This is a genomic window from Hyphomicrobium sp. LHD-15, from assembly GCF_031157355.1.
Lineage (GTDB): Bacteria > Pseudomonadota > Alphaproteobacteria > Rhizobiales > Hyphomicrobiaceae > Hyphomicrobium_C.
Genome location: NZ_JAVIFT010000002.1, coordinates 1,122,155 through 1,146,177, shown reverse-complemented (window position 1 = coordinate 1,146,177; position 24,023 = coordinate 1,122,155). Strand labels below are relative to the sequence as shown.

Annotated in this window: 21 protein-coding genes; 4 read left to right on the top strand and 17 right to left on the bottom strand. The window is 63.1% G+C overall.

The annotated features are described in order from the left end of the window. Window positions 1-4 precede the first annotated feature (4 nt). From RCO24_RS11860 to RCO24_RS11840, 5 genes are all read right to left on the bottom strand, one after another. Window positions 5-628: a DNA-3-methyladenine glycosylase I gene (locus tag RCO24_RS11860; RefSeq protein WP_308962265.1), complete on the bottom strand. Its 624-nt coding sequence runs from the start codon at window positions 626-628 to the stop codon at window positions 5-7. Then, entirely contained in the window at window positions 615-1,520 is a 906-nt protein-coding gene (locus tag RCO24_RS11855) for a folate-binding protein (protein ID WP_308962263.1), read from the bottom strand. Before RCO24_RS11855 ends, RCO24_RS11860 begins: the two co-directional genes overlap by 14 nt. A gap of 36 nt (window positions 1,521-1,556) precedes the next feature. Then, window positions 1,557-3,104: an amidohydrolase family protein gene (locus RCO24_RS11850; RefSeq protein ID WP_308962261.1), complete on the bottom strand. Its 1,548-nt coding sequence runs from the start codon at window positions 3,102-3,104 to the stop codon at window positions 1,557-1,559. 309 nt (window positions 3,105-3,413) lie between these two features. Further along, the gene (locus tag RCO24_RS11845; RefSeq protein WP_308962259.1) at window positions 3,414-4,235 is read right to left on the bottom strand and encodes a L,D-transpeptidase; all 822 of its coding nucleotides are present in this window, start codon (window positions 4,233-4,235) and stop codon (window positions 3,414-3,416) included. Window positions 4,236-4,503: 268 nt separating this feature from the next. Then, window positions 4,504-4,977, bottom strand: coding sequence for a hypothetical protein (locus RCO24_RS11840; protein ID WP_308962257.1), 474 nt, complete (start codon window positions 4,975-4,977; stop codon window positions 4,504-4,506). A gap of 346 nt (window positions 4,978-5,323) precedes the next feature. Between RCO24_RS11840 and RCO24_RS11835 the strand changes: the two genes are divergently transcribed. Continuing rightward, window positions 5,324-5,983 (top strand): LysE family transporter, encoded by a 660-nt coding sequence (locus RCO24_RS11835; protein ID WP_308962255.1) that lies wholly within the window; start codon window positions 5,324-5,326, stop codon window positions 5,981-5,983. Between the two features lie 91 nt (window positions 5,984-6,074). On the opposite strand, the gene RCO24_RS11830 is transcribed toward RCO24_RS11835, so the two are convergent. Then, window positions 6,075-6,323 (bottom strand): hypothetical protein, encoded by a 249-nt coding sequence (locus tag RCO24_RS11830; RefSeq protein ID WP_308962253.1) that lies wholly within the window; start codon window positions 6,321-6,323, stop codon window positions 6,075-6,077. 204 nt (window positions 6,324-6,527) lie between these two features. Further along, window positions 6,528-6,983: a TIGR02301 family protein gene (locus RCO24_RS11825; protein ID WP_308962251.1), complete on the bottom strand. Its 456-nt coding sequence runs from the start codon at window positions 6,981-6,983 to the stop codon at window positions 6,528-6,530. A 308-nt stretch (window positions 6,984-7,291) separates the two neighbouring features. On the opposite strand from RCO24_RS11825, the gene RCO24_RS11820 reads away from it, so the two are divergent. Then, a complete protein-coding gene (locus RCO24_RS11820) occupies window positions 7,292-9,058 on the top strand; it encodes a Clp protease N-terminal domain-containing protein (RefSeq protein ID WP_308962249.1) in 1,767 nt (588 codons plus the stop codon). Between the two features lie 61 nt (window positions 9,059-9,119). On the opposite strand, the gene RCO24_RS11815 is transcribed toward RCO24_RS11820, so the two are convergent. Next, on the bottom strand, window positions 9,120-9,569 hold the full coding sequence (locus tag RCO24_RS11815) for a YaiI/YqxD family protein (protein WP_308962248.1): 450 nt from the start codon (window positions 9,567-9,569) through the stop codon (window positions 9,120-9,122). 81 nt (window positions 9,570-9,650) lie between these two features. Here RCO24_RS11815 and RCO24_RS11810 point away from each other — a divergent pair, with 81 nt between their 5' ends. Next, window positions 9,651-10,292, top strand: a complete 642-nt coding sequence (locus RCO24_RS11810) for a TetR/AcrR family transcriptional regulator (protein WP_308962247.1) — start codon at window positions 9,651-9,653, stop codon at window positions 10,290-10,292. 20 nt (window positions 10,293-10,312) lie between these two features. On the opposite strand, the gene aspS is transcribed toward RCO24_RS11810, so the two are convergent. Next, window positions 10,313-12,169, bottom strand: a complete 1,857-nt coding sequence (aspS, locus tag RCO24_RS11805) for an aspartate--tRNA ligase (RefSeq protein ID WP_308962245.1) — start codon at window positions 12,167-12,169, stop codon at window positions 10,313-10,315. A 478-nt stretch (window positions 12,170-12,647) separates the two neighbouring features. Next, window positions 12,648-13,184: a hypothetical protein gene (locus tag RCO24_RS11800; RefSeq protein ID WP_308962243.1), complete on the bottom strand. Its 537-nt coding sequence runs from the start codon at window positions 13,182-13,184 to the stop codon at window positions 12,648-12,650. 575 nt (window positions 13,185-13,759) lie between these two features. Between RCO24_RS11800 and rnd the strand changes: the two genes are divergently transcribed. Next, window positions 13,760-14,920, top strand: a complete 1,161-nt coding sequence (rnd, locus tag RCO24_RS11795) for a ribonuclease D (protein ID WP_308962241.1) — start codon at window positions 13,760-13,762, stop codon at window positions 14,918-14,920. Window positions 14,921-14,982: 62 nt separating this feature from the next. Here rnd and RCO24_RS11790 read toward each other — a convergent pair whose 3' ends face one another. From RCO24_RS11790 to RCO24_RS11760, 7 genes are all read right to left on the bottom strand, one after another. Beyond that, window positions 14,983-15,882, bottom strand: a complete 900-nt coding sequence (locus tag RCO24_RS11790; protein WP_308962240.1) for a DnaJ C-terminal domain-containing protein — start codon at window positions 15,880-15,882, stop codon at window positions 14,983-14,985. 159 nt (window positions 15,883-16,041) lie between these two features. Next, a complete protein-coding gene (gene ppx / locus RCO24_RS11785; protein ID WP_374990945.1) occupies window positions 16,042-17,577 on the bottom strand; it encodes an exopolyphosphatase in 1,536 nt (511 codons plus the stop codon). Window positions 17,578-17,814: 237 nt separating this feature from the next. Then, window positions 17,815-20,001, bottom strand: coding sequence for an RNA degradosome polyphosphate kinase (locus tag RCO24_RS11780; RefSeq protein WP_308962238.1), 2,187 nt, complete (start codon window positions 19,999-20,001; stop codon window positions 17,815-17,817). A 78-nt stretch (window positions 20,002-20,079) separates the two neighbouring features. Beyond that, the gene (locus tag RCO24_RS11775) at window positions 20,080-20,793 is read right to left on the bottom strand and encodes a hypothetical protein (protein ID WP_308962236.1); all 714 of its coding nucleotides are present in this window, start codon (window positions 20,791-20,793) and stop codon (window positions 20,080-20,082) included. Next, complete coding sequence (locus RCO24_RS11770) at window positions 20,790-21,899, bottom strand: AI-2E family transporter (protein WP_308962234.1); 1,110 nt, start codon at window positions 21,897-21,899, stop codon at window positions 20,790-20,792. The genes RCO24_RS11775 and RCO24_RS11770 overlap by 4 nt, the downstream gene beginning before the upstream one ends. Before the next feature lie 139 nt (window positions 21,900-22,038). Further along, entirely contained in the window at window positions 22,039-22,569 is a 531-nt protein-coding gene (locus RCO24_RS11765) for a CDP-alcohol phosphatidyltransferase family protein (RefSeq protein ID WP_308962434.1), read from the bottom strand. Window positions 22,570-22,858: 289 nt separating this feature from the next. Further along, entirely contained in the window at window positions 22,859-24,016 is a 1,158-nt protein-coding gene (locus RCO24_RS11760) for a DUF2066 domain-containing protein (protein WP_308962232.1), read from the bottom strand. Between the last annotated feature and the right edge of the window lie 7 nt (window positions 24,017-24,023).

Genomic DNA, 24,023 nt, shown 5'->3' with positions numbered 1-24,023 from the left:
CGGCTCAGTTCTTCGGCGGAACGAACGCGCGCTGCAGCTTCGCGCACACTTTGTGTCTCGGGCAGCCGACCATATGGTCGTTCACCATGCCCGTTGACTGCATGAAGGCATAAACGGTCGTCGGACCGACGAAGCGAAAGCCTTGCTTCTTGAGCGCCTTCGAGATGCCGAGCGACACGTCGGTAGAAGCAGGCACATCACCGAATTTGACAGGCGCGTTGATGATCGGCTTGCCGCCGGCGTGCCGCCAGAGAAACGAGGCCAACGTCTGCTTTTCGGCGAGCGCCAGATAGGCCTTCGCGTTGTCGATGGCCGCCAGCACCTTGAGCCGGTTGCGCACGATACCGGGGTCCGCCATCAGCCGCGCCACGTCGCGCTCCGTATAGCGCGCCATGCGCTCGGGATCGAAGTCGTGAAAGGCGCGCCGGAACGCCTCCCGCTTTCTGAGGATGGTGATCCACGACAGGCCCGCCTGGAAGCCCTCGAGCAGGAGCTTCTCGAACAAGCGCCGCTCGTCTGCGTGCGGCACGCCCCACTCTTCGTCGTGGTAGCCCGCATAAAGGGGATCGTCGATGCCCGCCCACGGGCAGCGCTCCAGCTTGGGCACGTCGCGCTCATGCGGTTTCATGCGGCAATCCGATCTCGAAAGTCGCGAACGCGGGAACCTCCGCGGCAAGCTTCACGCCGTTCACGGTGAGCGCCACGCCGTCCCGGCGCGCCTCCGCCACACGATCGAGACGCAAGAGCGCAAGCCCGCGCGGCCCCGCGACCGAGCCGAGCCGCCCGATTTCCGCTTCTCCGACAAGCACCGGCAACGGCCCTGCCGGAAGGTCCTGCTCCGCGACAACGGGCACGACGCGCTTTCTCACCGTCGTGCGATGCTGCATGCGCGACACCACCTCCTGGCCCACGTAGCAGCCCTTCGAGAACGACACGCCATTGAGTTGATCCAGCAGTGCCTCGTGCGGGAACGTATCGCCGAACGCGAAATCGCGTCCGCCCTCCGGCACGCCAAGCCCGATGCGGTGCGCGTGATAAGCCTCGCTCGGCACTTCGGCGCCGTTGGTCGCGGCGAGCACGTCACCGAAATGCGTGGTCTCTACGAGAATTCTGGCTCCCAGCGCTGGAAGCCGAGGATCGGAATAGATAAGGGAACCCTTCGTCTCACTGTACGAGACCGGCGTGCCGCCCCACAGCGCAGCCACCGAGAACGTGTCCGACACATCGCGGATCTCGGCCTGCGCGCGCAGCTTGTAGAGCGAGAGCCGCTTGACGAGGTCGGCAGCCTTGTCGCGCGCCGTATCGAGCAGAAACCCATCTGCCGTCTTCACGACCAGGAAATCGAACAGGATCTTCCCCTGCGGCGCAAGAAGCGCCGCATAGATCGCAGGCGCGCCTTCGAGAAGCGCGATGTCGTTCGTGACGAGGCCACCGAGCAGCTTCTCCGCATCCGGCCCCGTGACCGACACCACACCACGATCCTTGAGCACCGACACGTAAGACGAACCTGTGGCGCTCATGGTCTCTGTCTCTCGGTACGCAAACCAGCGCCCCTGCTACCGCGGCTGACGGCCGCCGGCGGCACGCTTCTTGAGAAGCGCCGCGTCACTGGCGTCGCTCCCGGTCGATGCTGCCTTTGCTGCGGGTTTGGCGGCCTTGGCCGGCTCGGCGCCCGCTTGCGCATTCGCCGCGATCGGCTTCTGGCAGGCCCACTCGGCCACCGCATCGATATCGTAGAACCGCGTGGATTCCATCAGCATCCGTGCTTCTGTCCAGATGTCGCCGTCCACCATCGGCATGAAAAGATCGTGGACGTTGTCGACGCCGAGATAGCAGCGCACGCCGGCTTCCCGCAGCTTGACGTAGGGAGCGATCGAGTTGTGCAGCGGCGCCGTCATCGGCAGCTGCTTCATGCTGAGCGCCGCAGACGGGCAGATGATGATGCCCATGTCTGCTTCCCGGACCTTCTCGATGATACGGTCCTGCTCGCGGTCGTCCTTCGCCGAGAGCGAGATCGCATGCACGCCGAACACGCGTCCCTGCATGCCGTGCTCGATGGTTTTCTCGGCCAGAAGCTCCGTCTCGTTCTCGAGCGGATTGTTTTCCTGGTCGATATGGACGTCAACCGGCTTGCCGAGCTTCTTGGCGAGCGAGAGAACCACGTCGAGATGTTTCTCGGGCTTCGGGCGGTCGCGCGAAGGCAAGCCGCCGCAATAGTCCGCAAGCTCGCACGCCTCGGCATACTGCTGGAAGGTCGCCGGATCGAGCACGCCCTGCAGCGGCTGCACGCCAACCTCGAACAGGATACGATCCTTGTAGCGCTGCTTCACCTCGAGCGCGGCCTTGATCGGCAACAGGCCGACCGTGCTGTCCGCATCCACCATGGTCCGGCAGTAGGTCGCGCCCTGCTGGATCATCATCTCGAGGCCGCGGCTGATGCGCTCTACCAGGTCGTCGTGCGTGTAATTCTCCTTGAGGTAGCGATAGAGCTCCCACTTCTTCTGCATATCGACCTGGCTCAAGCGCAGGTTCTCGTGCGTGATCAGATAAGCCTTGTCGAAATGCGCGTGATGGTTGGCGAGACCGCCAAGCCGTTCGGCCGCCTGCAGGAACCGCAGCCTCAAATTCCAGGGCTCGCTGTCGTCGGCCAGCCGGTAGCGATAGGTACCGCGCTCGGCGTCGATGATGATCTGTTCGAGTGTCGCGATCCCGACATCCGCATCCGTGATCAGAGGAATGCCGTTCTCGATCGACAGCTTGCGGATCAGCTTCGCGTCAGAGCCTTCGTCATAGTCCTCATCGCCCGTCAGCACGTTGATGACGAGATCGAAGCGGTTGGCTTTGAGGAACGAAAGGATGTTGGGGGAGCGACCGTCGGTGATCTTGTGGATCTCGGTGCTGTTGATCCCATGCTCCTTGAAGAAGCGGTAGGTACCGGGTGTCGCGTAAAGCTCGACGTCGAGGGTGAGAATGCGCCGAATGGCGGGAAGCATGCGCTTCTTGTCTTCGGGGCGGCCTGCGCTGATCAGCAGGCTCTTGCGGCGCTGACGGCCGAGCAGCTTCAGGTTGAAGGCCAGAAGCTCAAGTGAGATTGCGTTGCTCATTGTCCTGACCTCGTTTGTTTCGATAAGCGCTCGCGTGCGCGTCTTAACCTCGCGGGCATCCGCGAGGTGGTCAGAATCGCACCTTATTGTAGTTGCCGTCTCGGCACCACCCGGTTCGTGTGCTCGTCCACGTCGTCCGGGGGCGTCAGCTTGCGGCTCGCCCGCGTCTATACGCGAGAGAGAGTATCTCTGTCAGGTCAGCGGCCTAAAAGTCGCACCTTCTCGGGCAGCCCCAGGCCCGTAGGGCCTGAGGCAATGCTGTGGGGCTGAGCCCCACCTGAAAGAGGCCTCGCGAACCGTCAGCCCGCGTCAGATCCCCTGATCCTTGGGAGCCGCTGGCGCGGCTTCGCTCGGCGGGGTTGCTTCCGGCGCCGGCGCTTGCGCGTCGGGTTGGGCCGGCTGAGCCTGCGGCGCTTCCGCTGCCGGCTCGGGGGCCTTCTTTACAGCCACGACCGGAGGCATCACGACGCCCGACGCCGGCAGGCGCTTCATAACGTAAACGGTCGTTGACGCGTTGACGTGCTCGGCAAGGTGCACGACGTGCTCGTTGTGCATCCGGAAGCAGCCCGACGACGACGCCGATCCGATCGACTTGGAATCGTTCGTGCCATGGATCCGGTAAAGCGTATTGCCGAGATAGATCGCCTTCGCGCCGAGCGGATTTCTGACACCGCCCGTCATCCGCACTGGTAGCCCCGGCTTGCGCTGGCGCATCTCGGCGGGCGGGATCCAATCCGGCCAATCTTCGATACGCGAGACGCGCTCGACGCCCGTCCAGGCGAAGCCCTGCTTACCGACCGCAATCGGATAGACATAGGCCGAACTCTTCGACAGCGTGTAATAGAGCTTGCGTCCCGCCGTATCGATCACGATCGAGCCCGGCGCGAAACCGTTCTGGAAGCTGGTCGTCTGCGGCGTCTTCGGAGAAATGGAAGGACGCCCGCCGCCCTGCGAAAGCTCGGTCGGCTTGATGATCGTCGGAGAAGCGCCGAGGTTCGAACGCACCCCCCGCTCAGGCGGCTCGCCCCATAAGCCCCACTGTAAGCTCTGGGCCGAAGCCGGCGTCACCGCACCAGCCACAACGAACGCAACGCCCATCGCGAGCGCGGAAACTCTCAAACCAAACATCATTCAAACCTCGTGTTACGCAAAATGGCTCCAGGAAGCCTGCCCCAGACGCCACGCACGGACATCCGGGGTGAAATTCGGCTTCCGTCGAGACACACGACAAGAAATGCCGGGCGGTGAGCATGGGCGCCACCGGTTACATGGGGGCACTATATCCAAGCTTCCAGTCGCATGCACGCGTTGCCGGAATTGGTTGATACTGATGGAAAATAACCGGTATCAGAGCAAGTCCCTTCATGCCGCACCGACAATTGGTCCGTCGTATCTCCGGCTAATCGTATTTCCGGAACGTGTGCCAAGTCCCATCGGCGCCGATCGCGATCCGCCACCACGTCCATTTTTTTGCGTCCCGCATGGCCTTGGCCGTCGCCGCCGGCATTAGGCGATAGAGATCGACCTCCTCGGCGGGCGTCAGTTGGTCGAGCGGAAGCTCTGCCAGATATGGCCATACGTAAACCAACGTATTCTCGGGGTCTTTGCCGATCGCGAGGCGTGCGGGCGCGAGAGACAGAAGATTGGCCGCGATGGCCAGCACCTCGCGCCCCTGCCCGTCGCTCGATATCGTCTTCCAATACGCGAACGGATCCGCACTGGCCTCCTTGCCGAAATCCGGTTTGATCTCGTTCCATTCGATCGCATCGCGAAGCTCCGCGACGTCCCCGGCAACGATCGCGGCGAGGATCTGCTCGCGCATGTCGGCGACGCTTTGAGGAAGCGTGCCATGAAACGCGCGCTCCTTGGCCACGGCACGCGTTTTCGCAGGGGTTTCCCCGGAGGGAGCGGCAGCAGAACCGCCGGCCATAGCTCCAACACCGGGGTAAACCGCATGGACAAGGTAAATTGCCATCGCTACCAATGGCATCGTCCAGCAGCCTCGAAAAACCCGCGGCAGCACGGGCCGCGCCTGAGTGTTCCGCTTCATGGTCTTGGCTGTGGGGGAGCAAGCGCGCCACTTTCCATCAGAGCCAAATTCGAGCACCCTCGGTTCCTGACGCATGACGCTCCTGTTTCCTTCCACTGACCTAGCGGCTAGGTCCTGATCGAGGTGCAATGCCGGAAGTTGATATAGCTCTGTCGCCGCGGTGGCGCACATGCAGCTAGTTCCCAACCTTCTCATCATTCCCGTCGGAATAGTTATCGGGGTGCTTGTTGCCGCTCCTGTCGGCCCCGTCAACGTCCTCTGCATTCAGCGCGCCATCGAGCGAGGCTTCTGGGGCGGCATGGCCGCGGGCATCGGCGCCACCCTTGGCGATGGGCTGATCGCGCTGTTCGCAGGCCTTGGCGTCGGCGCCATTTCGGGCGCGATCGAACATCACCGCGATGGCATTCAGGTTGTAGGCGGGCTCGCGTTGTTCGCGTTCGGCCTCAAGCTCTACTTCGCTCCCCCGCGCCTCGCGAGCATACAGTCAGAAGCCGATGACGTGGCCTCTCTGCGCGACTACGCCTGGGACATTCCGAAAACGTTCTTCCTCACCATCACCAATCCCGGTGCGGTGCTGGGCCTGTTCGCAATTTTCGGAGGCATCAGCACCTTCGTCGAGGTGCACAGCTACGTGGATGTCCTCACCATGGTCGCCTCGATCATGGGAGGCAGCTTCCTGTGGTGGCTCGGACTTTCCCGCCTGATCGGCAGATTGCGCCACCGGTTCAGCCCGGCGCACTTGGCCCAGACCAACCGAATTTCCGGCGTGCTGCTACTTGGTTTCGGCGCCCTTTTGGTGGGCGAGATGATCTGGAAATCGCTGCCCTGAAGGGCGCTTCCGAGGAAGCCGCCGCGCGGCCGCACCGGCAAGCGCAAGCAGGAGGCGGCCCCGCGCCGCTCCGGCTCTCCGCCTTGTTTGGTTATTGAACGTTCCGGTCGAGCGTGAATTCACCGAGGTCGATCCGCCGCTCAAGCCCGCAAGCAAGCTTCTTCACGGCGTCTTCGCCATAGAGCGAGACGAGGTCCGTCAACGCTGTGAACAGGGCGGCGTATGCCATCTGCTCAGGCGCAACGCCGCTCTCGGTTCCTTCGTCCCAGGCAGCCAGAATAAGGCTAAGGGCACGAAAGCTTAGGTCTTCAGATGAAGTGAGTTCGGTATGCGATGCCATCACGGTCCTTCCCCCAGGATATTGGTTCGAGAGCTCAGCCAAGCCACCCCATGCTTCACAAGTCTCGCCCCGTCATTGACGGTACACCTAACACGCGTTCCCCGCGCGGCCAGATGCCGTGGTAATTCACAGTAAACTACCCACTACCCACTGTTTCGCGCGATCCGCGAGAAACGGGCGTGGAACCCATGCATAGACCCGCAATTACGGCGTGCTCTTGACGAGCCCGTCGCCGATCTGAATGCCTTCGGCCAGAAATCGCTCGATCGACGACTGCGCGGTCGGCGTGCAGGTCGAATAAGTCCGGCGGTAGCTGCGATATCCCTGATTGAAGCTACGCGTGAGACGCGCGCGGCGCAACGCCGTTCCACCTTCGGTATCGAGTAATTCTTTCATGCGCTCGCGCCACATCTGTCCGTCATTGGCGCTGCAGAGTTCGCGCAGATAGTGAACGGCTCCAAGAATTTCCGCGAGCCGCATGAGCTTATCGTCGTAGGGCTTGGCATCTCCCGGAGCCGCGACGGCAACGCTCGGTCCGGTTCCGAGAACGCGCGCATCGACAGTAAGCCCCGCGATCGAGACCACGGCTCCCACGACAAGCGCGGCCCACGAAGGGCCTCGTCTTTTGCGCCCCGCAGAGCGATTTTCAATGACGTTCACGCTCGGCTCTCTCAGCTTTGATCCACGATTTTAGCATCGATTCTGGCCCCGGCATGACGCGAAATTCTAGGCACAACAAGGCCTGATGCAGGGTTCGGCCGGTGCGGTTTACCACGTTTGCGCCATCGTAAACGCCCCACTCGCTCCTCACGGCGGAAGAGGTTATTGTCTGTTAGCGCGCGGATGCAACCAAGCGGCGGATGGGGCGAAAACGGCAGGCCTCGCCGATCTCGCATGCACCGCGCCGGGGGACGATGAAAGACGGCGGCTTGCCCTGCTTTTCTCGTTGCGTGAGGGGAGTTGAATGAATGACCTATCGCGGTGACGATCTCGATCTGAGAACGCCGGATCCCACTCCCGGTGATCTTTCCGCGTCGCAGTCGACCGACCCCTTCGTCGTCGCGCACAGGTCGCGGAACTCGACAGCCCATCGGGGCGCGCCTATCTGGGTCGACGAGACCGTCCTCGACTGCTGCAATCATGCCTTCGACGTCGCTTCCGCCCATCGCGCACCTGAAGTTTACCTTGAGCATTTGATCTATGCCCTGACCCGCATCGACGATGCGGCCGAGGTGTTGGCCGAGCGCGGCGTACGCGTGGCGGCGCTGCGACGCGATGCGGCAACCTTCGTCGCAACCGAAGTTCCGACGGTCCACGGCAACGGCAAATCGACGCCGCGCCGCTCCGACAGCTTCGAGGAAGTTCTGCGGCTGGCGTCCGGTCGCGCCTATCGCCGCCAGGCACCCGTAAACGTGTCGGACATCGTCTACGCGCTGTTCGACAGCGGCGTGGAATTCAGAAATCTCGCACGCCTCATTCCCGGCGGCCTGCCCCGCCCGCTTCCGCCGCCGGCGGAAACCATAGAGACGGAAATCGTTCAGACGCGCTCGCGTGGAAACTCCAAATCCCAGCGCACCGGCGCCACCGACCGGACCGCTCCGGCAACGACCGAAAGCCAGAACCAGACTTCGCGCATCGACTCCATAGAGCAGTCGGTACGCACCTTGACGACCGAACTCGCAAAAGAACGTCAGATCTTATCGGGAGTGCTGCAAGACCTGCAGCGAGAGCTCATGGCACAGCGTGAAGACACGTCCCGCTACGGCGGCTTGGCTCAGGACAAGCTGCAATCGGTCTACGGAGATCGCCTGCAAAACCTCGAGCAGGCCTTCCTGACCGCACGCAATCCCGTCATCGGCACCGACCTCGGCCCGCTGCAGGATCGCCTTGGCCTGCTCGAACGCGCCCTTCAGAGCGAAATCTCGATCACGCGCTCGGCCGTCGAAACCCTGGCGTCGCGCGCCGCCGTGGATCTCGGTCCGCTGCTCGATCGCCTCGAGGTGATCGAAGTCTCGGCTTCCGCCGATCGCGAGAATGCCGAGGCAAGCGCACAGAAGCTTTCCACCGAGCTAGGCGAGCTGTCGGCAGCGCTCGGCCGCCAGCCGGGCGAGATCACGGCCCTGGTCTCGAACCCGCTTGTCGAGCATCTGAACACGCTTTCCGCAAACAGCGACGCCCACCATTCAGCCGCGACAGACGGCCTCGCCGAAGCCCACCGCCGCCTTGGAGCGCTTGAGGAAGCCCTCAACGGCTTTGTCGCGAGAACCGAAAACGCGGTCTCGATCGCAGCCCGGGAGCGCGCGAGCCTGCGCGAAGAAATCACCCGGCTGACCGAAGTCATCTCGCAGGAGAGCGCGTCCGGCCAGGAAAGCTTCTCGCGCTTCTCCGACGCGCTGACGCAGGATCTAACCGAGGTGCACGACGGCCTCGCCAAGATCAGCACCAACCAGCACACGCTGGCGACGTCGTTCGACGTGCAGGCCATCGACGCCACCAACGCGTTCACCGCACTCGCCACCCGCATCGACAGCCTCGAAAAGGCCGCCGCCAAGCCGGTCGAAATGCTCGAGACCCTGTCGGCAACGGTCGACAAGATGCATCGGATCACCGTCGAGAAATACTACCGCCGCAACCGCTTCTGGTACTGGCTTTTCGGAACCGACGATTGGCTCGCGGCAAGCTGGCCCTCCCAGTCGGCGCGCATCACCGAGGAGCTGCGCGCAATCAAGCGCTGAGCGGCATTCGGCATTCTCGCTGTTCCGATTGCCGGGTGCCTAGCACCGATTGCCGATTTTCCTACCCACGCTTCGCACGCTGCACGGCCAGCTCGAGCGCCTCGAGAAACTGCGAGCGATCCTGCCGCGTGAAGGAAGCATTCAACCCGCGGCTCTCGCCCGTCTCGCGCAGATGCTTGGAAAGATCGCGCATCGCGAGCGCCATCCCGATGCTCGCGTCTGTGAAGGGCTTTCCCGTGGGACCGAGCGCCTGCGCGCCCGCCTTGAGGCATCGCGCCGCCAGCGGAATGTCGGCCGTCACCGCAATGTCCCCCTTGCCGATGCGCGACGCGATCCAGTCGTCCGCCGCATCCGGCCCGTCCGGCACAATGATCCGCTCGACCTTCAGTCCCTCGGGCAGCCGCATCCAGGCGTTCGACACGTAGACGATCGCGAGATCGTGTCGGCCGGCCACGCGCTGAACCTCGTCCTTAACCGGACACGCATCCGCGTCCACATAGATTACTGTCACCCTCTCCCCCCCAACCCCGCAATCCTGCTGCCTGCCCGTTGCCTACTGCCCGCGGCCTTCGAATAAGCTACACTCCCGCGCATGAATTGGCACAAAGACCGCGGTCCCGGCGAGCGCCGCCGCTATCATCACGGAAATCTGCGCGAGGCCCTGATCGAGGCCGCCCTGACCCTGATCCGCGAGAAGGGCCCGGCCGGGTTCACGTTCGCGGAGGCCGCGCGCGCGGCGGGCGTGTCGCCGGCTGCACCTTATCGCCATTTCCGCGACCGGGACGCCCTGATCGCCGATGTCGCAAAGCGCGGCTTCGAGGCCTTCACGCAGGCGCTTGTCGCGGCCTGGAACGAGGGCCGTCCGAACCCGCGCGAAGCCTTCAACCGGCTGGGAGCAGCCTACCTGGCGTTCGCCAGCAGAGAGCCCGCATACTTCTCGGCCATGTTCGAATCCGGCTTGTCGCTTGCGGACTATCCCGAGGTCCGCGCCGAGGGCGATCGGGCTTTCGGCGTCCTGCGCGATGGCTGCGAAGCGCTGATCGGAACTTTGCCGAAGGAGCGCCGCCCGCCGCCGTTGATGATGGCACTCCACATCTGGTCGCTGTCACACGGCATCGCGGCGCTTTTTGCCCGCGGCGACAACGCCCGCCGCCCGATCCCGATGCAGGCCGAGGAGCTGCTCGAAGCCGCCGTCCTCATCTACCTCGACGGCCTCGGCGTAAGCGGGCGCTGAACACGCCCGCCTGCACAAGGCTACTTCTTCTCCGGCGCGACGACGCGGATCGAAAGCTCGCGCAGCTGCTTCGGCGAAACGTCGCTTGGCGCCCCCATGAGCAGGTCGTTGGCCTGCTGGTTCATCGGGAATAGCGCGACGTCACGCACCGTCTTGGTGCCCGTGAGCAGCATCACCATGCGCTCGATACCGGCCGCCATGCCGCCATGCGGCGGTGCGCCGTACTGGAACGCACGCAGCATACCGCCGAAACGCTCTTCAACCACCTCCGGCCCGAGCCCAGCAACGCCAAAGGCCGCGATCATCGCATCTGGGCGATGGTTGCGCACGCCGCCAGACGCGATCTCGTAACCGTTGCAGACGATGTCGTACTGGAACGCCTTGATCTTGAGATAGTCCTCCGGACCCTTGGCCGCCTGCAGCGTTTCGAGCCCACCTTGCGGCATCGAGAACGGGTTGTGCGAGAAGTCGATCTTCTTCTCATCCTCGTTCCACTCGTAGAACGGAAAGTCGACGATCCACGCGAACGCGAAGCGGCCTTCGTCGATCAGTTTCAGCTCGCGGCCGACTTCGTCGCGCGCAAGCCCTGCGAACTTGTAGAACCGCGCCGGATCGCCGGCCGTGAAGAAGCAGGCATCACCTGTCTTGAGGCCCATCTGTGTCTGGATGGCAGTCGCGCGCTCTGCGCCCACGTTCTTCGCGATCGGACCGGCGCCTGCCGCACCCTCTTCCTCGCGCCAGAAGATGTAACCGAGGCCGGGCTGGCCTTCCTTCTGCGCCCAGGCGTTCATGCGATCGCAGAACGCGCGCGAGCCCCCGCCCGGCGCCGGGATCGCCCATACGCGGACCTTCGGGTCCTTCTCGATCATCCCCGCGAACACCTTGAAGCCCGAGCCGCGGAAATGCTCGGTGACATCCTGCATTTCGATCGGGTTGCGCAGGTCCGGCTTGTCGGAGCCGTACTTCGAAATCGCCGTGTCGTAGGGAATGCGTTGCCAGCCGCGATCGACGCGCTTGCCCTCGCTGAACTCTTCGAACATGTCGGTGAGGATCGGCTCCATCGTCTGGAAGATGTCTTCCTGCTCGACGAAGCTCATTTCGAGATCGAGCTGGTAGAACTCGCCCGGCAGCCGGTCGGCGCGCGGATCCTCGTCGCGGAAACACGGCGCGATCTGGAAGTAGCGATCGAACCCAGAGACCATCAGCAGCTGCTTGTACTGCTGCGGCGCCTGCGGCAGCGCATAGAACTTGCCGGCATGGATACGCGACGGCACCAGGAAGTCGCGCGCGCCTTCAGGCGACGAGGCCGTCAGGATCGGCGTCGGGAATTCGTTGAAGCCCGCGTCGTGCATGCGCGCACGCAGCGACTTCGTGATCTGAAGCCGCTTCATGATGATGCCGTGCAGTGTCTCGCGGCGCAGGTCGAGGAAGCGGTAGGTAAGGCGCAGATCCTCCGGATAGTCGGGCTCGCCGAACACCGGCACCGGCAGTTCCTTGGCTTCCGACAGCACCTCGATCTCGAGGGCGTAAAGCTCGATCTCGCCGGTCGGCAGATCGGCATTCGTCGTACCTTCCGGACGCTGACGCACTTTGCCGTCGACGCGGATCACCCACTCCGATCGCACCGCCTCCGCCGTCTTGAAAGCGGCACTGTCCGGATCGGCCACCACCTGGGTAACGCCATAGTGGTCGCGCAGGTCGATGAACAGAACGCCGCCGTGGTCGCGCACGCGATGGACCCAGCCGGAAACCCGCGCCGTGGTGCCGATGTCGCCGCTCCGCAGCGCCCCGCACGTATGCGACCGGTAGCGATGGAGCCCTCCGCTCGCACCCGCCCCGCCTTTGCCGCCCGCTGTTGCCGTCTTTGCCTCTGCCATCTGCCCAATACCTCAAGGCCCCGAATTCCCGCGGCCGGCCCTCCGGATCCGCGCAATCAGGGCAATTCCCCGCTAATTTTGCTGGCGGAAAAGCGCATGACGCCCCCCCAAAGTCAAGGCTCAGGGGCGGGAGGGGCACAGGCGCGGGCGAACGCCCCTTGGCGACTAATATTCGGGAGAAGAACGGGAAAAGCACCAGCCGGCAATTCTCGCGGCCGCGGGACTGTCCCCAACGCCGCATCGCGCGAACAAAACGGGCGGGCAGATGCGCCCAGACCATGATCGCTTTAGGCCCACGCGCTCCGGTCGTCGCGGCCCCTATCGGCCGCGGCGTGAATCGGCAGCGCAGGAAAAGTCCGAAGCGTGAATCATTGGTCTCGCTAAGGTGATCGCAGGGACCCCATCAGGCAGGTCGCTTGAATCATTGGTCTGACCAAGAACCTGGAACGTAATTGCGACCTACGAAAGCAACCATGCCCTAGCCGCTGACGAGTACCAGGAACCAGACCAGCACCGAAGCCGAGAACAACGCCACACTGAGCTTGAGCTTCCCCGCGACACCCCGGAAATCGCGCTCGATCGAACCAAGCTCTGTCAACCGACGGCTGATATCCTCAAAACTTCGAAAAGCGTGATAGTCGCCTTTCGAATTTCCATCGATCGTGTCAAAACGGGTTTTCAGATAATCGAAACGTCGCGAAAGTTCGTCGAGCTTGGCGGTGCGCGTTTTATGCTCGCGATCGACCATTTGGGAAAATCGGAAATTTTGCGCGGCGTCGTCACGAAGCTCGGCGATATCACTTTTTATGATTTGAATCTCGCGGCCCAGAGATTTGATTTCCACGAGCATCTGATCGAGCTTGATCGCCGTCTCTGAGACGAAGACATCGCGGGCGATGAGCTGCACCGCCGGTCCTGGATCCGCTCGCTCGGGGGCGCGTCCCTCGAAGGGATACCGCTGCAGAACCGGAGATCGTACACTGATAATAGGCTTATGCCTGCCAAGCTCTTGCACGACAAACTCCCACGCAACTCGTCGATCTGGACACGCCAGATCGAGCCGCAGATCCAGAGAGAGAAAGCACCATGCGCACGCACGCGCCACATGACGACGTGGCAACGACACGACGCACGGAATCGCGGCGCAAATCCTGGTTGAATTTTTTAGAAATGCAGGGATCGTCAGGCGACAATTTATATTCAGAACACCAACTTTAAAAGCTGGCCAATTCCGACATCTTCGCCGAACTGAAAACCACGCAACACAGCAACCCGCGCCTGGGAATTTTATACATCACCAGCGTTTTCTTGACTAGATGTCGCACCCCCCGATTCGCTTTTTCGACGGGATTATTTTGTGGGGATCGTGAACGCCCGGAAAAAGCGCGGGGTGTTGCCGGAGGTGCCTCACGCCACCTCGCCGCCCTTAGAGAAGCTCAGCCGACCCTCCCGGCGGCCGTCCCAATGGCATCCGGGCCAGCCGGGCCGATGAGCCGCCCCGGCGCCTCGGACCGGGTGCGGCAAGAAAATGCTCTTTCCCTGCTCAAGCCTAGCGACAGCGGCGTCCGGCCTGTCTATAAACGTCCCGCAATGCGCGTCATTACCTCCACTTCTGCCCTTTCCGAAACCTGCTCCAGACTCGCGGCCGGCGATTACGTCGCCGTCGATACCGAGTTCATGCGCGAGCAGACGTTCTGGCCCGATCTCTGCCTGATCCAGCTCGCCGGCCCCCACGAGGAGGTCATCGTCGACCCGCTCGCCGAGGGGATCGATCTCAAGCCGTTCTACGAGCTGATGGCGGACAAGAGCGTCGTGAAGGTGTTCCACGCCGCGCGCCAGGACGTCGAGATCGTCTTTTCGGAAGCGGGGGGCCTCATCCCGACCCCCATATTCGACACCCAGATCGCGGCCATGGTCTGCGGCTTCGGCGAGAGCGTGAGCTACGTCAATCTCGTCAAGAAGATCACCGGGCGCGACCTCGACAAAAGCTCGCGATTTACCGATTGGAGCCGACGGCCGCTCTCAGAAAAGCAGCTCGTCTACGCGATCGGCGACGTCACCCACCTGCGGGACATCTACACCCATCTCAAGACCGAGCTGGAAACCACCGGCCGCGAATCCTGGCTCGACGAGGAGATGGCCGAGCTGACGGCCCCATCGACCTACGAGAGCCACCCTGAAAATGCGTGGCAACGCCTAAAGATGCGCGTCAAGAACCGCAAGGCGCTGGCCGTATTGATCGAATTGGCGGCTTGGCGTGAGCGCCAGGCCCAGGCTCAGGACGTTCCGCGCGGGCGCATCCTGCGCGACGAAGCCCTTTACGACATCGCCAACCAGCAGCCGACGGCCCCGGAAAAGCTCTCGGAGCTGCGCACGTTGAGCGACGGGTTCGCTCGCTCGCAGCGCGCCAAGGACATCATCGATGCCGTGAAGCGCGGCCTGGAGCGCGATCCCAAAACGGTCCCGGCCCTGCCCCACAACCAGCCGATGTCAGCGGAAGCCACCGCGACAATCGAGCTTCTGAAGGTGCTGCTGAAGGCCTCCGCCGCCCGCCACCGCGTCGCTCCGCGGCTGATCGCCGATTCCGAGGATCTGGAGCGGATCGCAAGCGAAGCCGAGCCCGACGTCCCCGCCCTCAAAGGCTGGCGTCGCCAGCTGTTCGGCGAGGATGCGCTCAAGCTCAAGCGCGGCGAGCTGGCACTGACCCTCGCCAAAGGCGAAGTTCTCGCGCTCAGCCTTCCCAATAGCTGAACGAAGACAGCAGGCAACGGGCAGGAGTTTCTCTCACCTGCCGGCTGCCTGTTGCCCGTTGCCTACTTCCTGGGATCGTATTTGTTCTTCTGACGCCACTCGGTCAGGAAGTACGACAGGCTGTCGTCGATCGTCTCCGGTAACACGATCCGCACCGTGACCAGTTCGTCGCCCACGCTCCCTGTCGCGGCGTTACGCACGCCTTTGCCCTTGAGCCGCATGACCTGTCCGGAGCTGGTTCCCTTCGGGATCGTGAGCTGCACGCGGCCACCGGCCGTCGGCACCTCGACTTTACCGCCGAGCACCGCTTCATCGATCGTGATCGGCACCTCGATCAGGATGTCGTCGCCCTCGCGCCGGAACTCGCGATGCGGCCGGATACGGATCTCGACCAAAGCGTCGCCCGCTTCGCCGCCCGCAATCCCGGCCTCGCCGCGCCCGCGCAACCGCAGCACCTGCCCGTCCGACACCCCTTCCGGAACCGCCAGATCGAGCACGCCGTTGTCCGGCAGCGTCACCCGCTTCTTGGCGCCTTGCACGGCTTCCAGGAAGTCGACGTCGAGCGTATAGCGGACATCCCGTCCTTTGGTTGAGAAGCCGGCCCCGCGCGCTCCGCCGCGTCCGCCGCCTGAAAAGAGATCCGAGAAAACGTCGCCGAAATCTTCGAAGATCGGCCCACCGGCCCCGCGCGAGCGCGCTCCGGCCCCTGCGCCTTGCGGCCGATAGCTGTGCCGCCGCTGCTCGCCCGACGCATCGATTTCGCCGTTGTCGTACTGCCGGCGCCGATCGGGATCGCCGATGATGTCGTGAGCGGCCGTCACCAGCTTGAAGCGCTCCTCCGCCTTCTTCGACGGGTTCACGTCAGGGTGAAGCTCTTTCACGAGCTTGAGATAAGCCTTCCGGATCTGATCTTCGGTCGCACTGTGTGGCACGCCCAGGATATCGTACGGATCATCGGCCATGACGGAAGGGAGTCCTACCAGTGCTTCCCGAATATCGGGACAAACGATATTCCCAAGAAAAGCCTAAAACTTGTCTGGGATCCCGACCGCAGAACGCAGCCGGACACCGATAGATACGGGAAGTAAAGCGCCCGACACCAGATCTAAAATGGCGCATGCCTATCCCTGGATGCGGATCTCCGGCTCCCGCGCCAGCAGTTCCGCCAGGGATGCGAACCTCCGCCGCAGGCGTTCCCCGTCGAGGGAGGCATAGGTCTTGGGAAGCGTCAGCACCAGTTTGGTGCCCTCGTACGAGAGCTTGGTCTCGTCGATCACGCCCGGCATCCCGATCGAGAGCATATGGGCTGCGCGAATCGCCGCGCCGATGATGCGGGCGCGCTTCTGCGCCCGCTTGCTGACCGAGAGCCGAAGGCGGGTGGAAAGCTCGTCGCCCTTCGCGTCGTCCGACCCCACGTGACGATAGTAGACCGCGAGCGCCAGGAAGATCCGCCCCGGATGATCGATGCCCGGTAGCCCCGCGTGTGAAACAACGTTGAGGCTCTCCTCACCCCGATAGTCGGGATGCGCGCGCCAGCCGATGTCGGACAACAGGCACGCGGCGTACCGCAGCCGGCGATCCTCTTCGGTTTCCTTGAGCCCATCGCCCTCGAACAGGGCATCGGTCCACGCACAAAGCTCATGCGCATGTGTGACCGAACGCGACCGGAGCTTCGCGTAGTCCTCGCAGTAGCACAGCAGCGGGTCCTTCGCCTGCTCGTGCGGGGTCATCAGGCTGAACAGCAGGCCTTCGCGAATACCGTAGACCGAGAACACCACCTCCGACGGCGCCAGCGCTTCTAGCAGCCGTTCGAGCACCAGGGCGCCGAATGGCACCACGTCACGCCGCGCCCGCGCGACGTCTTCCATACCCTTCAGCGTCGAAGCCTTTTTCGCGCGCCTCACGAACTGGCAGAACTCGATCGCTTCCCGCGTTGGAATGGCATAGCCATGCATGACGCGCAGCGGATAGTTCGTGTGCTCCATGTGGAGCTTTGCCAGCGCCCGCCACGTTCCGCCCACGGCGTAGAAGGGACGGCCACGTCCATTGATCAACCAGTTGACCTGCGCCACCGCCTCGTCGACGACCGGCAGAGCGCGCTCGATCTTGTTGCCCGTCTGGTCGATGAGGCGAAGACCGCCGAGCGGCAGCGTCGCCGCATCGTTGAGCCGGTCCTTGTAGATGTCGATCACCTCGAGGCTGCCGCCGCCGAGATCGCCCGCGAGGCCGTCCGCGTTCACGAACCCCATCCGGATGCCGTAGGCCGCGAGCTGCGCTTCCTGCTCGCCGGACAGCACCTCGATACGAACGCCGGCTGCTTTCTCCGCGCGCTTAATGAAGCTCGGCCCGTCGGTTGCTTCGCGCACGGCAGCCGTGGCAAGCACACGCAGGTTCTTGACCTTGAGAATGCGCGCGACGGTCCGGAACCGGCGCAGCGCCTCGAGCGCGCGCTCGACACCTTCTTCGCCGAGATGCCCGGTCGAGGCGAGAGACTTGCCCAGCCCGCACAAAACCTTTTCGTTGAAGATCGGCATCGCGGCGCGCACGGCACCCTCGTACACCACGAGGCGCACCGAGTTCGACCCGATGTCAATGACGCCGAGCGGTTCGAGCTCCGCTGCTTTTCCCCGCGCGCCAAACACCTGCGTCAAGCTCACTGATGAGTCCTGCCTAGAGTGCTTCCGTAAAAATCCGTCCCGGACTTGATCCGGGGTGGGGCCCGGTCATGGCGGAGCCATGCATGTAACCAAGTCCGATTAGAAGCACGATCCGACTAAGAGCGTTTACCGGCAAATCGTTTGAGGACGTGAAACACGCTCTACATCATAAGTTTAGGCCCGGCATCCGGACCCTGCGTCTCGCGACAGACTGATAGGGTCTCCGGCGTGCGTGGTCTAGTCTTTTTGCAGATCGAACCTGGGAGGGAAATGTTTCTTGAGCGCCTGTCCGCGGCCTGACAGCGACGGATTGGTCATAAAGTACTTATGAGCATTGAACGGAGCTTCTCCCGGCTCCGGTGCAACGCGCGAAGACGAACCGTCCGCTTTCACTTCCCAGCTCTGCTGGTTGTCCTTGAGATTGGCGACCATGATCTGATCGAGCACTTGCTCGTGCACCGTGGCGTTCTTGATCGGCACCATCGCCTCGACGCGCCGGTCGAGGTTGCGCGGCATCATGTCCGCCGAGCTGATGTAGACGGCCGCGTTCGGCGACGGCAGTCCCTCGCCCTCGCCGAAGCAATAGATGCGGGCATGCTCGAGGAAGCGGCCGATGATGCTCTTGACACGGATGTTTTCGGACAGACCCGGCACACCCGGCTTGAGACAGCAGACGCCGCGCACGACGAGATCGATCTCGACGCCAGCCTGGCTCGCCTCGTAAAGCGCGTCGATGATCTGCGCGTCCACGAGCGAGTTCATTTTCATCCAGATCGCGCCGGGGCGACCTGCTTTGACGTGAGCAATCTCGCGCTCGACGTGATCCAGGATGCGATTGCGGATACCGCGCGGGCTTGCCGCCACATGCTCGAGTTCCGCCGGCTCACCGTAGCCGGTGACGAAGTTTAGGATACGTGTGACATCGCGCGCGATGCCGGCGTCCGTCGTGAACAGCGAGAGATCCGTATAGATGCGCGCCGTCTGCGCATGATAGTTGCCGGTGCCGATGTGGCAGTAGGTGACGAGCTCCGAGTTCTCGCGCCGCACGATCTGCCCGAGCTTGGCGTGTGTCTTGAGCTCGATGAAGCCGTAGACAACGTGCACGCCCGCCTTTTCGAGATCGCGCGCCCAGCGAATGTTCGCGGCTTCGTCGAAGCGCGCCTTCAGCTCCACGACCGCCGTAACCGATTTTCCGGCTTCCACCGCTTCCTTGAGCGCCTGCACGATCGGGCTGTCGCGCCCGGTTCGGTAAAGCGTCCACTTGATGGCCATCACGTTCGGGTCCGCCACGGCTTGACGCAGGAACTGCACCACCACGTCGAAGCTCTCGTACGGATGATGGACGACGAGATCCTTCTTGCTGATCGCCGCGAAGCAATCGCCGTTGAATTCGCGGATACGCTCCGGGAAGCGCGGATTGAATACGCCGAACATGAGATCCGGCCGGTCGGCGACAATCAATTGCGACGTGTCGGAAAGCCCGAGCAGCCCTTCCTTGCTGAAGACCGACTCCTCACCCACCTCCAGCTCGTCGATGACGAACTTCTTGAGCCGGTCCGGCATGCGCGCATCGAGTTCGAGACGGATCACATGCCCACGCCGCCGGCGCTTGAGCAGCGTTTCGAACGACCGCACCAGATCTTCGGCTTCTTCCTGCAGCTCCACGTCGCTGTCGCGCAGCACCCGGAACGCGCCCTGGCTTTTCACGTCGAAGCCCGGGAACAGTTCCGAGATGAACATGCCGATCATCTCTTCGAGCTGGATGAAACGAAGCGGCCCGTTTGCGGCTTCTTCGGCCCTCAGCCGGATGAAGCGTTCGAGCTGGCTCGGAATCGGAATGAGGCCGCTCATTGCCTTTGCATCGCTCTTTCGCTGCATCCACACGACCATCGTCAGGCCGAGGTTCGGAATGAAAGGAAACGGATGCGCGGGGTCGACGGCGATCGGCGTCAGGATCGGAAACACGTGCGACATGAACAGACGCTGCAGCCAGGATTTTTCGCCAGGCGTCAGGCTGACCGGTTCGACGATCTCGACACCGGCCGCGGCCATTTCCTTCTTGAGGTCGATCCAGACGGCTTGCTTGTCGGCCACCAGCTTCGCCGCAAACCGGTTGATCTCGGTGAGCTGTTGCTTCGGCGTCAGTCCATCCTGGGTCAGCGTCGTCACGCCTGCCGCGATCTGCCCGTAAATGCCGGCCGCGCGCACCATGTAGAATTCGTCGAGGTTCGACGCCGAGATCGAAAGAAAGCGCAGCCGCTCGAGCACGGGGTGATGCTTGTTCTGCGCTTCCTCGAGCACACGCCGGTTGAACTGCAGCCAGGAAAGCTCGCGGTTATAGAAACGATCTGGCCCTTCCGGAACTTGCGGAGCCGGAGCCGGTGCGCGTGCATCCACTTTGTTCTTACCTTTTTGAGACGCCATTTTTGCCAATTCCTGCAACCGGTCCGCCGATGAGAAGAGCGCATCAAGCGTCGGGAGTGCAACAGTATGATGACAACGTTACTCGTCGCTTTCCTCGTCCACTTCGCTTGATTCTCGGGCCAAGGCAGCCGCCGCCACCGCGCGCGTGACCTTGCGTTGCATCGCCAGCGAAAGCCTGTCGCAATCCGCCACCAGCCGCGTCGCCGCCGCCATCGAGCGCTCCATGTGGAGCGCAAGATAGCTCACGACATGCGGTTCCACGACGAGTTGGCGGTCCGCGAACAGTTTGACCATCACCGACCGGATCAGGGCTTCGTCCGGCGGCTCGATCAGAACCGGCGGAATGGCCCTCAGCCGCGACCTGAGATCCGGCAGCCCGATCACCATCTCCCCCGGCGCGACGCGCGAGGTCATCAGCAACGAGCCCGACTTTTCGCGGGCAAGGTTGAGCAGGTGAAACAGCACCTGCTCGCTGCCGATACCGCGATCGATATCTTCGACCACCAGCGTGCGCCGCGCCTCGAAGATGGCAACGGCGGTTTCATCGAGCGTTTCTGCAGCGAGCACCGCAGCCTGCGAGCGCATGCGCCACACGTTTGCGAGATGGCTTTTTCCGGCGCCGGATGGTCCGACCACGATTGCCGCGTGCAGAGGCCAGTTCGGCCAGCCATCCACGAGATCCACCGCGCCCGCATTGGAGCTGCTGACGAGGAAGTCCTGCGCTTCCTGCGCTTGACGATGGGGGAGCGCGAGCACGAGTTGCTCAGGCCCGGAATTGGCGCGTGCGGTCATGGAGTGATCTCGGATTCGGAAACCGGGTCGACGGGCAGCGCCGCAACCGGTGGCCCCTGATAGACCGGGCTCTTGAGATAGACATCGAGCGCGAAGCGGATCAGCACGCCGAGCGCAGCCGCGAGCGGCACCGCAACCAGCGTGCCGACGAGACCGAACAGATAGCTGAACACGAAGAGCGCGAAAATAAGCCAGACCGGATGCAGCCCGATCTTGGATCCAACGATGGTCGGGCTGAGGAAGCCCGCATCTGCGGCCTGCGCGGCAAGAAAAATACCGACGACGATCAGGATCGGCAGAAGCTCGGGCCAGAACTGAATGATCGCGACCGTCGTCGCCGTGATGAAGCCCAGCGCCCAGCCGACGAAAGGAATGAAGGCGAGCAATCCGGTGGCAAGACCGATGAGGAGACCGTAATCGAGCCCGACCGCCGACAGCGCCACCGCATAAAACGAGCCGAGGATAAGGCACACGGCGCCCTGCCCGCGCACGAACGCGGCAACCGCGTCGTTCATATCCGACGCCAGCGTCCGGATCGAAGCCGCATGCCCACGCGGCAGCCAGCCGTCGATCTTCTCCAGCATCGGATGCCAATCGACCAGCAGATAGAAGACGACCAGCGGCGTCACCAGCATCAACGCCAGAAAGTTCACGATCGCGAGACTGCGGCTCCAGATCGACGTCGCGGCCCAGCCAGCCAGGCTCGCCCAGTTTTCCGCGAGCGCATCGGAGGCGCGGTCGATCTGCCCGTCGAGACCGCCGAACCCGGGACCGAACCGCTCGCGCGCCCAGACCTCGAGCAAGCCTTTGATGCGCGTGACTTCGCCCGGCAGCGCGGCTGCAAACTCTTGCGCCTGCGCCAGAATGATCGGCGCGACAAGAACGATGGCCGCAATCGCCACTACCGCCAGCGTCGCGACGATCAACAGCGAGGCAATCACCCGGTTGAGCCCGAGTGACACCAGCCGGTCGGCCAGCGGGCTCAGGAAGTAGGCGACCGCAATGCCTGCAACGAACGGCAGCAGGATTTCCTTGAGCATCGCGATGGTCAGGATGAGCAATCCCGCCGCCGTGACCCAAAACAGAACCTGCCGTTCGGCGCGCATAGTGTCTCCGTCTCCGATTTGCCCGGACTGAATAAGTGCGTGGCCTGAACGAGCGGGCCTCCCGGCCAAAGCACCCGGATTTCAAATCCGCACATGCCGAGCAACTGCCGCGGATGCTCCGGCGGCCGAACGCGGAACTTTAACCAGACATGTGTCGAAGCCAAGCCCTGAGATACGCCCAGAGCGAGGCGACCGTAAGCGCCCCCACAATCCACACCAGACCGATGCGGATGATCTCCAATCCGAGACCGAACCCGTCATCGGCGAGCACCGTTCCGGCCAGCACGATCTGCGCGGCCGTGTTCGCCTTGCTGACCACGAGCGGACTGATGCGCACCGGATGATCCAGAAGCCACGACAGCATGACCCCGACGATGATCAGGATATCGCGCGAAACCACCGCAATGACGAGCCATGACGGCAGCGCGCCACGCACGCCGAGCGCAACGAAAATCGAGACGATCAGGAGCTTGTCGGCCAACGGATCGAGATAGGCGCCGAGTTCCGTCGCAAGACCGAACCGCTTTGCGATGAAGCCATCCACCGCGTCTGAAACGCCAGCCAGCACGAACGCGAAGAAGGCAAGCTGCGTCTGTCCGGACACCAGCAGCCAGAACACGACGGGCACCAGAATGACGCGCCCCAAGGTGATGAGATTTGGGATGTTCAAATGGCTGGGACCTGAAGCTCGAAACACGACCATACGTCACTAAATCCGGGGCAGTTTTGTTTTCAACTTGCTGGCCCGGACCTTTCATTTCGATACGAGCTTCACGAGCGCCGCCAGCCGGGCTGACGAACCCCTGCCGCGCTTCCGGCAGAAAGCAACAGCAGGGCTCTTGACGCGTCATACGCCAGCCTGCCGCATTTTGCATCCGATCTCGCACGCCGCGGCGCACAAAAATTACATCAACAACCTGATTTCAATTAGGATTTTGAATGTTTGCGGCGAGACGAGATCAGTAACCCGACCTCAGCACCCACTGCCCCCCACCACCGGTGAGTGACAGCCCATGCCGCGCGAGCACGGCGGCAAGCCCCGTGCCCCCACCGGGATAGCGCAGCGAGACATCCGCGCTGCGCGCCGACACGGCCCCGATGCGCACGTCGTCGACACCCGGCACATCGAGCAGTTGCCCGCGCAAATCGTTCCATTCTTCGAGGCTCGAGAATTCGACCGCCATGTGCAGATCGCCTGCGCCACCGCCGCCGCCGGAACCGCCGAAGCCACCACCAGCCGAGCTGCCGCCTGCAAAGCCGCCCTGCCCGCTCTCTTCGGATTTTGCGACCTTCCATCGTCCTTCGAGCACGCCCTGCGTGACGACGGCGGCGAACTCCATTGCATAGTTCACGTCACCGTCCGTAAGCCGATAGCTGCGCCGCCATGAAAGCAGCCCGGCCGGATCGATACCCGCCAGCGTCACGTTGAGCTGCTTGCCCGCGGTATCGACCTCCGATACGGCGAACAGCACGAAATCCGCCTTGTATTCGCCGGTCAGCACGCGCTCGACGCTATCGTCGCCATTCAATGTGGCAACGATCGTATCCTCGTGAATTGCCGGCAGCAGCGCCTCGATGCGCAGCGGCGTCAGCGTATTGTCGAGATCGAGCCCCTTCCAGACCTGGCTCCACGCTCCACTGGCCGAACGATAGCGCAGCTTCCCGTTGTCACCTGGTTCCGCCGTCACCGGCACCACCACCAGGCGCGGCGATTGCTCCTCGACGAACGGAACACCTTCGCGATGCAGAAGGTCGCGGATCGAGTTCGCCTGAAACGAGAAGTCGAGGCTCGCGATGTACTGCGTGTTGGAGTTCTGTTCCGAGCGGATCGCGACTCCGTCGATATAGTTCCCGGCCGGCAAGCTCTTGAGCCGGTCGATGCGATTATAGGCCGTCACCGGCACGATCCGCTTCAAGAGCGCGCCGAACGCGGCCTGCTGCCCCTCGGCATGAGCCTTTTCCTTGGCGGCCACCGCATCCTTGGCGGTTGCATCCACCGGATAGTTGGCGATCGTGTAAACCTTGTCGGCGGGCGCAGCATCAGCTGGCGCCGACGCGATCACGGCAGCCCAGGCAAACCCAAGCACAAGCCCGGAAATCCGGTTCAAAAAAGCCAACTCTCGG